Raw genomic sequence first — 14,275 nt, forward strand, 5'->3', positions numbered from 1 at the left:
GAACTTATTCAGTTACCCATAATTATATATACCGTACGGTTAATTAATCAATGGGAGAACGGCGAACTTTTTGTTAAATCTTTAAATGAAGGTGTCCAATCTATGAAAACTACGCGTACAACCAAAGCGCTCGGACGTCCGAAGCGCAGCGAGCAGGATGCGCCGACGCGCGATACGATTATTCAGATCGCTTCCCGCCTGTTCCTGGAGAACGGCTACGAGCCGATCTCCTTGAACCAAATCGCTGTGGAATGCGGCATGACGAAGGCATCCCTCTACTACCACTTCGCGAATAAAGCGGAGCTGTTCACCGAATCGCTCATCTGGATGCTGACCCGCGCCCGCATGAGTACTGAGAAGCTGATTAAAGATGCCGCCGACCTGAGAAGCGGACTTGAGCAGATGGCCATCGTCAAAATGTCCAGGCCGCACATGGACTTTGAATCGATCATGCGAGAATCGTCCTCCAACCTGACCGAGGAGCAGCTGACCCGCATCCGAGAGGCGGAGCAGGCTCTTCATGGCGTGCTGGCGACGCATTTTCAAGCGGCGATGGATAGCGGTCAAATGCGCAAAGCGAATCCGCTGCTGCTCGCGCATACGCTGAGCGCGACATTGATGCTCAGCAACAGGCAGCAGCCTGCTGAGCTGTTCGATTCGATGCCGGAGCTCGCGAAGGCGATCATCGATCTGTTCTGGAATGGCGTCGCACCGGAGCGGCTCTAGTTCTTATTCATGGCAAAAGGAGCTGCCTGCAGCGGGTTATTGAATCATAACCTGCTGCAGACAGCTCCTTTTTTATCGCAACCGATATGAACAATCTACGATCCTGCACCGCGATATCGCTTCACGCCGTGGTTCCACACCGTCAGTCCGATCGCGAATACGATCAAACCGACCAGCGGCGTATATAAAGCAAGCGACGCCATGTCGTCGTGCTTCTCATCTAAGAAGAACGAGGCTGGAATGATGCCTACGAAAGCAAACGGCAGCACCCACGTCAGAACGAATCGGATAATCTTGTTGTAGATGTTCACCGGGTAGCGGCCGTAGTTCTGAATGTTGTACATAAGCGGCAGAATGCCCGTCGGGGCGTCCGAGTAGAACGAGATTGCGGTCAATGCCGTGTACAAACCCATATAGATGAGCACCGCGCCAAGCGTGAGAAGCGCCATCACCGGAATGTCCCACCAATAGAACGTCAGATCAAGCTGCGTCCAACTGATGATCATGATGATGATGCCGACCAGCGAACCGAACAACGACGGCGGGTCGATATTCTCGAGCGTCACTTGGAACAGGTTGTGCGCCGGACGCGTCAGCACGCGGTCCATCTCCCCCTTGGCGATATAGCGGTCGGAGAAATTCCACAAGTTGAAGAACGTTCCGAAGATGCCGAACGGCACCATGAAAAATCCGTAGACGAATACGACTTCCGCCTCCGACCAACCGCCGAGCGACTCGGTCTGTTGGAAGACGATCAGAATGAAGATCAGGTTGACCCCCTGGAACAACAGGTCGGACAACACCTCGATCCAGAAGTCGGCCCGATAAGTAAGACGAGTCTTGGCATAGTTCTTCATATATTCCCAGAACAGTGATAAGTACAGCATAACTAACGTTAACCCCCTTGCACGAACAGCCGCGTACGCGCAGCCCGCCACATCAACAGAATCGGTACGAGCAATACGACGAACCAGATGACCTGCACGCCTAGAACGCCCCACGCTTCCGACAGCGGCGTTCGTCCTGTGAACACTGCCGTTGGCAGATAGGTGATCGCCTGGAACGGCAGCCACTGCATCGCAGCAGACAGCCACCCGGGAAAGAACGCGATCGGAACGACGACGCCTGAGAACAGGTCGACGATGACCCGCTTCATGCGCATCATCCCCTCGTTATTTTCGACGAAGAAAGCGAACAGGCCGGTCAGCATGTTGATCTGCGTATTAATGAGGAAAGCGAAGAACAACATGACCAAGTAGATCGTCCACACTTTCGGATCCGTCGGCAGCGATACCGGGAACAGCAGACATACGATGATCATGCCCGGCACCATGAACAGAAGCAGGCGGAACAAGCCTTCGCCGAAGCCCTGCATCATCTTAACGGCCAGGTACGAATACGGACGGATCAGCTGTACGGCGACGCTGCCATCCCGAATTTCATTCGCGATCTCCCGGTCTAGATTGTTGAAGTAGAACGCACGCGCCATCCAGGAAACAGCCACATACGTCGTCATCTGTGCGACGGTGAAGCCTGCCAGCTCCTGCTTGTCCCCATAGATAGCCTGCCACAAGAAATAATAAGCACCAATATTGATCGCATAAATAATAATGCCGCTGTAGTAGTTCACCCGATAAGCGAGCATCATGAGAAAGCGAATGCGGATAAAATCGACATAAGCGCTCATCATGACCGATCCGCTCCATTGTGCGGGGTATCGTCTGCTTCAAGCGCCGCCGCTGCTGCCGCCTTCGTCTCGGCGCTGCCCGACTGGTAAATTTCACGGACGATTTCGTCGGTGTTCGTCTCCATGATCTTGATGTCGCGGATATCAGCCGAAGAGCCAACGACACGCGCCAGCGCATCCGATACGTTAATCGCATTCGGCAGCCACATGGCTGCTTCCACGCCATTCTCCACCGTCCAAGTAACGCCCTCAAGTCCATTCGTCAGATTCCGCAGACGATCAACCGTAACCGCAGAGCCGAATTGGAACTTGATCTCGCGTCCTTTGCTCCAGCGCGACTTCAATTCTTCGAGACCGCCATCATAGATAATGCGTCCGTCGTCCAACATAATAACGCGCGAGCAGAGCGCTTCGATATCCTGCAAGTCATGCGTCGTGAGCAGAATCGTCGTTCCGTGCTCCTTGTTCATTCCTTTGAGAAACTCGCGAATCTCGGTCTTTACAATAATATCGAGGCCGATCGTCGGTTCATCGAGGAACAGGATCGATGGATTGTGCAGCAGCGAAGCAACGAGCTCGCAGCGCATCCGCTGACCGAGACTCAGCTTCCGAACCGGGCGATTCAACAGCTCGCCAAGCTGCAGACGCTCCACCAGTTCATCGAGTCGGCGGCGGAAATCCGCTTCCGGCACACGATACACTTTGCGAAGGAGCTGGAACGATTCGATGACGCCGATGTCCCACCAGAGCTGCGAACGCTGTCCGAAGACGACGCCGATTTCTTTGACGAATTTCTCCCGATCTTTATGCGGCACATAACCGTTAACTTGCAGCTTGCCGGAAGTCGGCACGAGAATGCCTGTCAGCATTTTGATCGTCGTCGACTTACCCGCTCCATTCTCCCCGATATAACCGCAAATCTCGCCCTGCGGGATTTGGAACGTAATATCTTTGACAGCCGTTATTTCGCGGTACTCGCGTTTGAACAAATCCTTCAGCGCGCCTCCGAGACCGGCACGATTGTTCTGCACCTTAAACTGTTTGCGTAAATCTTGTACGTCGATTGCAAGCTTGGACAAAATTGTTGAACCCCTTTCTTCCTTACCGAATTACCGATAGATAATGTTGAGTTGAACCAACTTATATTGGCCTTGCCGCGGCTTAAAATGTTCATTCCAGCAAACTATAAGCTTACATATAAGTGACGACTAACTTATTCTGCCTTATATTCTGATAAAACCTGCCGCTAAATGTTTGAAAATAAAGGTTTTCTCATTATTGCTAATTCAATATAACTTGATTCCATATACCCCTGAGCTTTATAATTTTAGGATGTGTATATCTGTAATTGTTTGAGATGCACAAGAAAGCATACTCCAAAAAGGAGCGACATTCAATGGAAGCGCGTAAGAAAGGAAAACGCAGACCGTGGTGGATGTGGTCATTGTTCGGTTTGTTGATTGTTGTTGCTGGTCTTTTCGTCTGGGCTGCTGTCTACGGAGTAGGCGTCTACAACGCTTTGGACGGTTTAAATAAAAGCGATGAAGAGTCCAAGTTCACGCAATTCAAAGACCAAGAAACAGCAACGCCCGAACCACCGAAGTGGGAAGGCACAGAACGCGTTAACATCCTGCTCATGGGCGGCGACGGCCGGGGTCTCGAGAAGACTCAAGTTGCACGCTCCGACACGATGATGGTCGTATCGATCGATCCGACAACGAAGAAAGCGCATGTGTTCTCGGTTCTTCGTGACACGTACGTGGACATCGAAGGGCATGACAGGGGACGGATCAACACGGCCGTTACACTCGGCGGCGAGCGTCTCGCGCGTACGACGATCGGCAATTTGCTAGGACTTGATATTCAATATTACATTTATACCGAATTCGAAGGCTTCAAATCGCTTATCGATACAATCGGCGGCATCGACTTCTATGTCGAGAAGGATATGAACTATGTCGACAATGCCGACGGCAACCGTTACGATATTCACCTCAAGCAAGGCCAGCAGCATCTCGATGGCGATCATGCGCTGCAATACGTGCGATTCCGCCACGATGCGATGAGCGACTTCACACGCACAGAGCGTCAGCGTGAATTCATGCAGGCTGTCGCCAGCAAAATCATGTCCGGCTGGAACATCGTTCGCATCACGGACATCATTAAGAGCGTCTCTCCTTTCATCGAGACGAACTTGACGGTTGAAGACATGCTCAAGCTTGGTCAACTTGGTCTCGGTATCAGCGTTGCAGGTACGGAGCAAGTACCGCCAATGGATCTGATCGGCGAAGACAAAGTCGGCGGCGCATCGGTCATCGGCATCAAGGACGAGGACAAGCTTCGCGAGTTCGTTCAAGAGGCGCTGACGAAGGATAAGAACGCGCCGGCAGCAACGGACGGTACATCGACATCGACTGATGGCACGTCGACTGATGGTTCAACGGACAGCAGCAGCACGAGCGGTTCGAGCTCGACAAGCAACTAAAACGATCACCCCCTTTCTCATGATTGGAGCTGCTAAGCTCCTTTCGCGGGAAAGGGGTTTTTATTTGCTCAATAGCGGCTGCAGGAGCGAACGCTGGCGGCTAGTGGTATAATAGCGTTTAGACTTGTATTGCACTTACGGAGGTTTATAGATCATGACGATGAATCGTGCGCGATCTGCGCAATTGTATGAAGAAGCCTTGCAGCATATTGTCGGCGGCGTGAACAGCCCGTCCCGTTCATTCAAAGCGGTTGGCGGCGGCGCCCCCGTATTCATGGAGCGCGCCAACGGCGCTTACTTCTGGGATGTGGACGGCAACCGTTACATCGACTATTTGGCCGCATACGGCCCTATCATTACGGGACACGCCCACCCGCATATTACGGAAGCGATCATTCGCGCAGCCTCGAACGGCACGTTGTACGGCACGCCGACCGAGCTCGAGATTAAGCTCGCACGCATGCTGAAGGAAGCCATTCCCTCGATGGACAAGGTTCGCTTCGTCAACTCCGGCACGGAGGCGGTTATGTCTACGATCCGCGTAGCCCGCGCCTATACCAAACGGAGCAAAATCATCAAATTCGCAGGCTGCTACCACGGCCACTCGGACCTTGTGCTCGTAGCGGCCGGTTCCGGCCCTTCGACGCTTGGCATTCCTGACAGCGCGGGCATTCCGACGAGCATTGCGCATGAGGTCATTACGGTGCCGTTCAACGACATCGATGCACTGCGGGCTGCGCTGGAACGTTGGGGCGATGATACGGCGGCCGTCATGGTCGAGCCGATCGTCGGCAACTTCGGCATGGTTATGCCGAAGCCGGGCTTCCTCGAAGCGCTGTGCAAAGTGACGCGCGAGTTTGGCGCTCTAGTCATCTATGACGAGGTCATCAGCGCATTCCGCTTCCACTACGGCAGCTCGCAGACGTACCATGCGTTCCCTGATCATAAGGCGATCGAGCCAGACTTGACTGCACTGGGCAAAATCATCGGCGGCGGCCTTCCGATCGGCGCCTATGGCGGACGCAAAACGATTATGGAGCAGGTCGCTCCGCTTGGCCCCGCTTACCAGGCCGGCACGATGGCCGGCAACCCGGCTTCGATCTCGGCCGGCATCGCCTGCCTGGAGGTGCTGAGCGCACCAGGCGTCTATGAAGAGATGGAGCGCCTCGCGATCCGTCTGGTCGACGGCTTTAGCGCCGCTGCAACGCGCCACGGCGTGCCGCTGACGATCAACCGCATCCGCGGCGCGTTCTCGACCCACTTCTGCGACCATCCGATCACGAACTACGAGGAGGCGCAGCAGACAGACAGCGAGCAATTCGCACGTTTCTTCCGCGGCTTGCTCGAGGAAGGGATCTGCATCGCGCCTTCGAAGTACGAGGCATGGTTCCTGACGACGGCGCATACGGATGCGGATGTGGATGCGACGATCGAGGCCGCCGAGCGGGTGCTCAAGGGGATTTGATCCCCTTGAGAAACCCCTCATTTTTAACATAGCAATCCTAGTATCTATCTGACCCTTCGGGATTTCTACACATTAAAACCAATTTTTCTACCCACCCAAACCCTCCCTGCTAGGGAGGGCCCCAAAGGTCCTGTGACCTCTGGACTCCTCACAAGGACGATATCTTGGATTTGTTGGATCGTGTGCCCGCTCTTGCCGCTTGCAGCGATAAAGCTATTGATCGGAAGGATCTAGATACGATCTATCGTCCGCACACTCATTCGTTCGTGCCCGCCTGTCACCGCGCATGGATGGAACTTGGATAAGCTGCACCATTAGTTCATCTACTCACCCACCCCCTCCCTGCAAGGGAGGGCCCCAAAGGGCTCCACCCCCTGGACCCCGGTAACGAGAATGGCAGCCGGATAGCGATGGAAATTGGTTAATGCGTGCTAGGAGCCGTGTGCCCCTTTGGGGCACACCTCTTGTTTGGTGGTTATAAGTGTGTTTTTGAGGAAATAAGCGCTGCTCTAAGCAGCGCTTATTCTCTGTTGGAGTACCTGGGCCACAACTACTATTTCAGAAGACCACACGTGATTCTATTACCCATCATGATTACGCTCCACGGAATAGGTACTCGCCTCTCCCTCATCGTGAACAACAGCAGCTCTATTGCCGTTTTATTCGTTCAGTTGAAGAGATAGATATGCTATTCTGATGCCTATTCCGATAAATTAAGAACTTCTTCATAAATTTGATGAACGAATATTAAGATTTTCCATATACAATGGGCTACAGAAACAAATGGCACGCAGGAGGGATTGAACACGATGGAACAGCGCGTGGTGCTGGTCGTCGACGACGATAAAGAGATACGTGACGCTATTGAGATTTATTTGAAGCAGGAAAGCATATCCGTTCTGAAAGCTAAGGATGGCTTGGAAGCGCTGGAGATGTTAGAAGCCAATCAGGTGCATCTCATCATCATGGATATCATGATGCCCCGGGTTGACGGCATAACCGCAACGTTCAAGATCCGTGAGCATCGCAACCTTCCCATTCTAATGTTGAGCGCGAAGAGCGAGGACAGCGATAAAATTCTCGGGCTTCACGTAGGAGCCGATGACTATGTCACCAAGCCTTTTAACCCGATGGAGCTGGTAGCGCGAGTGAAGTCTCTGCTTAGAAGATATGTGACATTAGGCTCCTACGAAGGCGTCAAACGAATGATTGATCTGCGCGGCCTCGCATTAAATCTGGAAGCCAAAGAAGTCACCGTGAATGGCGAGGCCGTGAAACTTACGCCTATCGAGTATAAGATCGTGGAGCTGCTGATGACCAATGCGGGACGAGTCCTCTCGATCCAAGATATTTATGAACGCGTCTGGAAAGAGCCCGGCTATAACGCGGAGAATACAGTTGCGGTTCACATCCGCAAAATCCGCGAAAAGATCGAGATCGATCCGAAAAATCCGAGATTTTTGAAGGTGGTATGGGGCATTGGATACAAAATGGAAAAATAGAACCTTATTCGCGCTCTGCGCTTTCATGCTGGTCATTGGCCTGAGCGGACCGCTTGTATTCTTCGATCAAGGAAGCCGTTACCTGCATCGCGATTACTACCGGACAGCGGATTTTACTCGGCAGCTTAAACAATTTGCCTTCTTCTTGAATCTGTACGAGCTGAACCCGATCTCCAAACAGCAGGCCAAATCATCCATTACAATAACGGAAGACGAAATCATGTCATATCGCGGCCAGCAGGCTCCTCTTGCGGATCAGCTCAATGCGCTCCGCAGCGAATATGAACCGCTCATTCAAAATGCAATCGAGAGCAAGAACGATAAAGTCGCCGGCTACTATAAGGACAAGCTTGAACTCGAGCAGCAGAACCTAATGAAGCTGTACGAGGATGATGAATATGTCACCGCGCTTATTCGCAAGGATAAGGAGCAGCAGGTCGACAGCTATTACGAATACGAAGAGAACTCCCGCTCCGAATTCAATTATCTTCGGGATCAATTCGACTATTATTTTCGAAATGTTTCCACAGGCGAGGCACATACAAGTCTCAGCGCTCAGAATGAGTACACCGCTGTCAATCAATTAAACGGCGACGGCTACAGCTATGCCACCGAATACAGAACGGATGCTAACCATTACATATACAGCTGGATTCAAGGATTCGAGGAAGCGGATGCTTCGAACGTCCCCCATCGAGGCTGGATTGCCGTTCCCAAGACCAGCGCGCTTCAGGAGTCTGCCGATAAGTACAGACGAGAACAAATTCTCTTATTTGCCTACTGCCTGTTAAGCGCTACTTTACTCGTCCTATGCTTCCTTCGAATGAGAAAATGGTTAGTTGTTCGAACAGAAAGGGAGCGGTTAACTACCAACTACCTTCGGATTCCAGTGGATATGCGCATGCTGCTTCTTGCCGCATCATCCGTGCTGACGATCGCTCTTATCGCCCAGCTGGCGGACCGGTTCATCTCGTTCATTGATGCACCTATGGTTTACGGCGGAACACTTTTATCGATCATCGCATTCGCAACAATCGGTATGATGCTGACGATTGTTCAAGGTCAGCTATTTACCAATCCGCTAAGCAACTGGCGGGCGGTTAGAGAGGAATGGACTCGTTCCTTGTTGATGCGCGGCGTCATCCGTACGAAGGCAATTTTCACAATCGCGTTGAATCAGGTAAAAGACTCTTTTATATATCGAAACACGGGGATACGGCTGCTTGTTTTCGCTTTTATTATGATTGGACTAGGGTTTATCGAGGGGTTCTCAGCATCAGTCGTGCAATACGGCGACCCTTCCATTTTCTTGTTCACTCCGATTCTCGTGATTGCAATAATTGCAGCGCTCCTTCTGTTCAACAAGCAAATCGCGTATCTGAATCGGGTCGCCCAAGCTGCGGATGAACTGGTCGCCGGCCGAACGCCAAGCGAGCTGCCTCTAACGGGAAACGGCGTGGTTGCAGCGCTTGCATCCAATATCAATGCTTTGCGGCGAGGCTTCAGAACCCTTCAGAACGAGCAAGCCAAGAGCGAACGATTGAAGACCGAGCTGATTACGAACGTCAGTCACGACCTGCGCACACCTCTTACTTCGATTATCACCTATGTCGGATTGTTGAAATCGGAGGACGCGACGGCGGAAGAGCGAACGGCCTACGTCAACATCATCGACCAGAAATCAAAGCGATTAAAGACAATGATCGACGACTTGTTTGAAGTATCCACCATGGCCAGCGGCAACGCGAAGCTGACTCAGGCGAAGACCGATCTCGTCCAGCTCATGCAGCAGTCGCTGGCAGAGTACAAAGAAGCGATGGACAGCTCTGACGTTCAATTCCGCATCTCATTGCCGGAACAACCGATCTACGTGCTTGCCGACGGGCAGAAGCTGTGGCGCGCGTTCGACAATCTCATTGGGAACATGGTGAAATATTCGTTAAGCCATACGCGCGCTTACATTACAATGCAAGTTATAGAACCACGGCGCGTTACGATCACATTCAAGAATGTATCCAAATACGAAATCGTAGACCATGCCGATGAGCTGTTCGAGCGGTTCAAACGCGGGGACGCCTCTCGCCATACGGAAGGCTCAGGACTCGGGCTCGCGATTGCTAAGTCGATCGTCGACCTCCATGAGGGCCAACTAATACTAGAAACCGATGGCGATCTGTTTAAGGCTTCCATTATTCTTTCCCTTCAAGAAGAAGCGGCAATCGCTTAATTGTCCAAAAGCAAAGAAAGCCTCTAACTCCCACTCCGAAGTGAGGGTTAGAGGCTTTCTATTCGTGCAAGGTCACTAGCTTGGACGGTCAGCGAGTTTCACAATCGCATTCAACGCAGCTTGGATCTCGCGCTCAACCGCTAGCGCAACTACGTTCGTATGCGGATCATATTCCGCCGCGAGGTCGGCGTCGGCGTAGCCGTCCAACGCCACGATGGCGCCCGCACGAACGCCGCGCAGCGAGGCGATGACGTACAACGCCGAGATTTCCATCTCGACAGCGAGAGCGCCTGCCGCTTTCCATTTCTTATGCGGGAACTCTTCGATGCCGTTGTAGAACACGTCGAGCGTAACCGTCATTCCTTTACGTACAACGATGTCGCCTTTGATTTCCTGTGCCGCCGCATAAAGTGCATTCACAACGTCACTGTCCGCAACAGCCGGGAAGCCATCCGGCACTAATTGGCGCGTCAAACCGTCCGTCCGCATCGCAGCCGTGCTGATGACGAGTGAACCTGCCGGGCTGTCGGCAGAATACGAACCCGCCGTACCAACTCGAATGAGCGTCTTGACGCCTGCGCGAATAAGCTCCTCGAAGCATATCGCAGCGCCAGGACAGCCTATGCCATGACTGACGACTGCCAGCTCCACGCCGTTGTATTCGCCGACGAATGTCCGATATTCTCTAGCGAAGGCAAGCTCTCTGACGCCCGCAAGCTTCTCTGCGATTAGAGCTGCACGGCGAGGATCGCCACATACGAGGGCGTATTCCGGAATCTCATCCGACTCCACTTGCAGAATGGGCAAGAACAACGTCGTGCAGCCCCCCTTCCTCTTCTCAAATCTCGCCGAATTAACCGTGTACCGCTGACTTCTTCAACTCGCTGACGAAGCTGTCGTGCAATTTGCCGTTCGATGCCGCAACATGGCGGACGCCGAGATGATACGGTTCACCCGCGATGTCGGTAACGACACCGCCTGACTCCTTGATAAGCAGCGAACCCGCTGCCATATCCCAAGCATTGAGGCCGTATTCCCAGAACCCGCTCAGACGACCCGCTGCTACATACGCCATATGTAGGGCAGCCGAACCGCCAGATCGGATGTTGCGTACTTGCGGCGCGATCGCTTGCAGGCTTTGCATATTCAATCGAGCGTTCTCTGGGCTTGCCGGGAAGCCTGTCGCAATCAGTCCTTCATGGAGCGTTCCCTCTTCGGATACGCTCATCCGCTGGCCGTGCACATAAGCGCCTTTGCCCTTCTCGGCTACGAACAGCTCATCGCGCATCGGATCGTATACGACGCCGACGATAACTTCGCCCTTATGCGCCAATGCGATCGATACCGAGAAGAACGGGAAGCCGTGAACGAAGTTGGTCGTACCGTCGACTGGATCGACGATCCACAAGTATTCCTCGTCCTGCATCTCCTGCAGCGCTTGCGCAGATGCTTCCGGCCCAGGCTCGACTCCTTCTTCGCCTAGAAAAGAATGATGAGGAAATTGAATCATAATGAGATTGCGAATCATCTTCTCTGCGCCTTTGTCCACTTCGGTAACAAGGTCCTGCGCCGAATATTTCAAAGAAAGGCTCGTATGTTTGCCGAGCTTCGTCTTAATCCATTCCCCTGCTTTGGCCGCGCAGTTGATTGCTACGGCAGTGAAGCTTTTGCCCCCGATTATGGGCGTTTCCTGTTCGCTCACCATTACGCACCCCTTCCTATTACACACTGCATTTGTTTAACTACAATACGTCCGGAGCCCCTCAAAGTTTCGCCTGTTTGTGATCGTCTACAATTCCGACAAACCTTCAATGATTAATTGGGCCGCCATAACAACAAATGTAATCCGAAGCAGCCACAACAGCGATTTGCCTGTCATCTTCGAAGCGATATACGCACCCAGCTTGCCGCCAATCCATGCACCAGGCACAAGCATCAGCACGATCCACCAATTCGTCTCCCCCAGGTATGCGTGCACGCCTGTTCCTAATATCGAAGATAAGAAAATGACGAACATCGAAGTTGCCGTCGCCACATGCGGCGGGAACCGGAACAGCAGCACCATGACCGGCACGAACAGCGAACCGCCGCCAATGCCGAACAATCCTGAGATCATGCCCACGAGCAGACCTACCAGAAGCGCGGGCAGTACAGCATAACCATATTCATGCGTAACGCCTTTGTCATCCGTGTATGCACGCGTTACGGGCCATTGCTTCGCAATTGGCTTCATATAATCGCGCGCAACGAGCAGACCTGCCATGAGCAGCATGAAAATCCCGAATGACAGCTGGAATGCGCCGCCTTTGATATGTCCGGTTAAAGCAGAGCCCACCATCGCTGCAGGTCCGCTTGTAATAAACAGCATCCATCCGCTGCGCCAATCGACGCGGCGCTTCTTAGCATATGACATCGTAGACGCCAACGCTGTGACAATAAGCACTGCAAGCGAAGTACCGACCGCCGTTGGGTGATCAACGGCGCTGCCCGTAAGCTCTGCACCTAACAATGTCAATGCCGGTACGATAATGATGCCGCCGCCAAGCCCCACGATGCTGCCGAACACAGCGGATACAAGGCCCAGCAAAGCAAGCATTATGATTTCCAGCAAACTCGTTCCTTCTTCCTATGTATATGTCTGGATAGTCAATCCCATCAATCATGGCTGAAGGCCGCCACCGAATTGCAGTGGCAGCCTTCCTTCCTAGTGCTACAACTCAATAGCTGATGGGCCAACGACGCGAACCGATTCTCCGCGCTCCTGCATGGCGCGAAAGTCTTCCATTAAGCGGAACAACGCGTCGTCCTTCCGTTTCGCCTCCAGCATGCAATCGATCATCGGCACCGAGCCTGCGACCGACTGGAGAAACCGAAGCAGCGGCTCCGGCTCCACGTAATCGGCATGCCCCCGCGGATCCGTGAGGCTCTTCGGGCTGGAAGCATGGATCTTCGGCGGCAGCATCATCGCACCGCGAGGCCATTCGGACACTGAGCTTGAAGCCGCCTCGAGCGAAGTAGCACCTTGCGCTGCAAGAATGCTCTCATCGCTCGCCAGCCGCTCGTTCTCACGAAGCCAGGTAGCAACGATGCGAGGCCATAGTTCACCTACGAGTAATTCCTCGCTCTCGCCGCCGTCGTTGACCGCATGGTGATGAATATCAAGCACCATCGGCACTTCCACTGTTTCAGCTATGCCGAGTGTTTCGCGGACATTGAACGTTTTGTCATCGTTCTCCAGCGTCACGCGATTGCGCAGCCGCGCATCCAGCTCGCTGAACTGCCGGACGAACCGTTCACCCGCCACCTGCTTGTCGCCGTAGGCGCCGCCGACATGGATATTGTTTTTGGCCGATTGATCAAGTCCCATAGCCTCCAGCATCCGCACATGATAATTCATATCGTTGCGCGAACTGGCCAGCACTTCAGGTCTTGGGGTACTGAACACACAAAAATGGTCCGGATGAAACGATACACGCATGCCGCTCTCGCGCACGAAGGCGCCAACCTCTGCGAACTTGTCCGACAACGCCAGGAACGGATCCCAGTCCTTCAAAGCGTCGTGCGTCGCGAGCGGAATGAGCTTGGACGAGAAACGGTACATCTGAATGCCGCTCCCTCGACAATGACGCAGCAGCCGCAGCGTATTGTTCAGGTTCTCCTCCGCCAGCCGCTCCAGCTTCCGCAGTGCCGCCTCCCGGTCGTCAAGCTTCGAGAAATTCGCATAAGTCATCGTCCGTGAAGGCGACGCCGACTCCAGCAGCATGCTCATCGCAACGAATCCGAACCGTACAATCATGCGCCTTGCTCTCCGAAGAACATTTCGTGCGCAAGCGCGGTCTGCACGCGCGCCTCTTCCTCCGTCAGCTTCCGAATCAGTTCCATCTCAACTTGCGTCACTTCTTCGCCTTGGAAGTTGATCTCCGCAATCGAAGCGACGATGCGAACGATCGCAATCGCTTGGTTGCTTGGCGAGTAAGCAATCACTTTCTGACCGGTCGGGAATACGCGGAAGTCTTTTTTGACCATTTTGCCACGGCCATATTCGAGAAGCTCGTACAGCTCCTGTTCCGACTTGAACTTGCATACGGAATTGAACTCAGTTTGAAAACCCATGATTGTACTGCCCCCTGCTCATACGAGAATAAACTGCTGATGATAGCTTGTCCTGCGTGAGGAAACGGTC

13 protein-coding genes are annotated in these 14,275 nt (G+C 53.2%); 5 read left to right on the plus strand and 8 right to left on the minus strand.

All coding sequences use genetic code 11. The features are described from left to right. Positions 1 to 102: 102 nt before the first annotated feature. Positions 103 to 726 carry a TetR/AcrR family transcriptional regulator gene (locus SBI19_RS12510; RefSeq protein WP_317968555.1) on the plus strand — a complete coding sequence of 208 codons (624 nt, stop codon included), beginning with the start codon at positions 103 to 105 and terminating at the stop codon, positions 724 to 726. Between the two features lie 95 nt (positions 727 to 821). Here SBI19_RS12510 and SBI19_RS12515 read toward each other — a convergent pair whose 3' ends face one another. From SBI19_RS12515 to SBI19_RS12525, 3 genes are read right to left on the minus strand one after another with little or no spacing between them, the layout of a single operon-like run. Continuing rightward, positions 822 to 1,613 carry an ABC transporter permease gene (locus SBI19_RS12515; RefSeq protein ID WP_317968557.1) on the minus strand — a complete coding sequence of 264 codons (792 nt, stop codon included), beginning with the start codon at positions 1,611 to 1,613 and terminating at the stop codon, positions 822 to 824. A gap of 8 nt (positions 1,614 to 1,621) precedes the next feature. Further along, the gene (locus SBI19_RS12520; protein ID WP_317968559.1) at positions 1,622 to 2,416 is read right to left on the minus strand and encodes an ABC transporter permease; all 795 of its coding nucleotides are present in this window, start codon (positions 2,414 to 2,416) and stop codon (positions 1,622 to 1,624) included. Continuing rightward, positions 2,413 to 3,492 carry an ABC transporter ATP-binding protein gene (locus SBI19_RS12525; RefSeq protein WP_317968561.1) on the minus strand — a complete coding sequence of 360 codons (1,080 nt, stop codon included), beginning with the start codon at positions 3,490 to 3,492 and terminating at the stop codon, positions 2,413 to 2,415. Before SBI19_RS12525 ends, SBI19_RS12520 begins: the two co-directional genes overlap by 4 nt. A gap of 317 nt (positions 3,493 to 3,809) precedes the next feature. Here SBI19_RS12525 and SBI19_RS12530 point away from each other — a divergent pair, with 317 nt between their 5' ends. From SBI19_RS12530 to SBI19_RS12545, 4 genes are all read left to right on the plus strand, one after another. Beyond that, the gene (locus tag SBI19_RS12530; RefSeq protein ID WP_317968563.1) at positions 3,810 to 4,898 is read left to right on the plus strand and encodes an LCP family protein; all 1,089 of its coding nucleotides are present in this window, start codon (positions 3,810 to 3,812) and stop codon (positions 4,896 to 4,898) included. A 154-nt stretch (positions 4,899 to 5,052) separates the two neighbouring features. Then, positions 5,053 to 6,363: a glutamate-1-semialdehyde 2,1-aminomutase gene (locus SBI19_RS12535; protein ID WP_317968565.1), complete on the plus strand. Its 1,311-nt coding sequence runs from the start codon at positions 5,053 to 5,055 to the stop codon at positions 6,361 to 6,363. A gap of 809 nt (positions 6,364 to 7,172) precedes the next feature. Then, on the plus strand, positions 7,173 to 7,865 hold the full coding sequence (locus SBI19_RS12540) for a response regulator transcription factor (RefSeq protein ID WP_317968567.1): 693 nt from the start codon (positions 7,173 to 7,175) through the stop codon (positions 7,863 to 7,865). Next, positions 7,843 to 10,092, plus strand: coding sequence for a sensor histidine kinase (locus SBI19_RS12545; protein WP_317968569.1), 2,250 nt, complete (start codon positions 7,843 to 7,845; stop codon positions 10,090 to 10,092). The genes SBI19_RS12540 and SBI19_RS12545 overlap by 23 nt, the downstream gene beginning before the upstream one ends. 75 nt (positions 10,093 to 10,167) lie before the next feature. Here SBI19_RS12545 and SBI19_RS12550 read toward each other — a convergent pair whose 3' ends face one another. The 5 genes from SBI19_RS12550 to SBI19_RS12570 form a co-directional block, all read right to left on the minus strand. Next, complete coding sequence (locus SBI19_RS12550; protein WP_317968571.1) at positions 10,168 to 10,905, minus strand: nucleoside phosphorylase; 738 nt, start codon at positions 10,903 to 10,905, stop codon at positions 10,168 to 10,170. A 40-nt stretch (positions 10,906 to 10,945) separates the two neighbouring features. After that, complete coding sequence (locus SBI19_RS12555; protein WP_317968573.1) at positions 10,946 to 11,797, minus strand: inositol monophosphatase family protein; 852 nt, start codon at positions 11,795 to 11,797, stop codon at positions 10,946 to 10,948. An 84-nt stretch (positions 11,798 to 11,881) separates the two neighbouring features. Next, positions 11,882 to 12,700 carry a sulfite exporter TauE/SafE family protein gene (locus SBI19_RS12560; RefSeq protein ID WP_483312286.1) on the minus strand — a complete coding sequence of 273 codons (819 nt, stop codon included), beginning with the start codon at positions 12,698 to 12,700 and terminating at the stop codon, positions 11,882 to 11,884. Positions 12,701 to 12,802: 102 nt separating this feature from the next. After that, positions 12,803 to 13,888, minus strand: coding sequence for a UV DNA damage repair endonuclease UvsE (gene uvsE, locus SBI19_RS12565; protein WP_317968577.1), 1,086 nt, complete (start codon positions 13,886 to 13,888; stop codon positions 12,803 to 12,805). Further along, positions 13,885 to 14,205, minus strand: a complete 321-nt coding sequence (locus tag SBI19_RS12570; RefSeq protein WP_317968579.1) for a hypothetical protein — start codon at positions 14,203 to 14,205, stop codon at positions 13,885 to 13,887. The genes uvsE and SBI19_RS12570 overlap by 4 nt, the downstream gene beginning before the upstream one ends. Positions 14,206 to 14,275 lie beyond the last annotated feature (70 nt).

This window comes from Paenibacillus sp. CCS19, from assembly GCF_033239625.1.
GTDB lineage: Bacteria > Bacillota > Bacilli > Paenibacillales > Paenibacillaceae > Paenibacillus_T.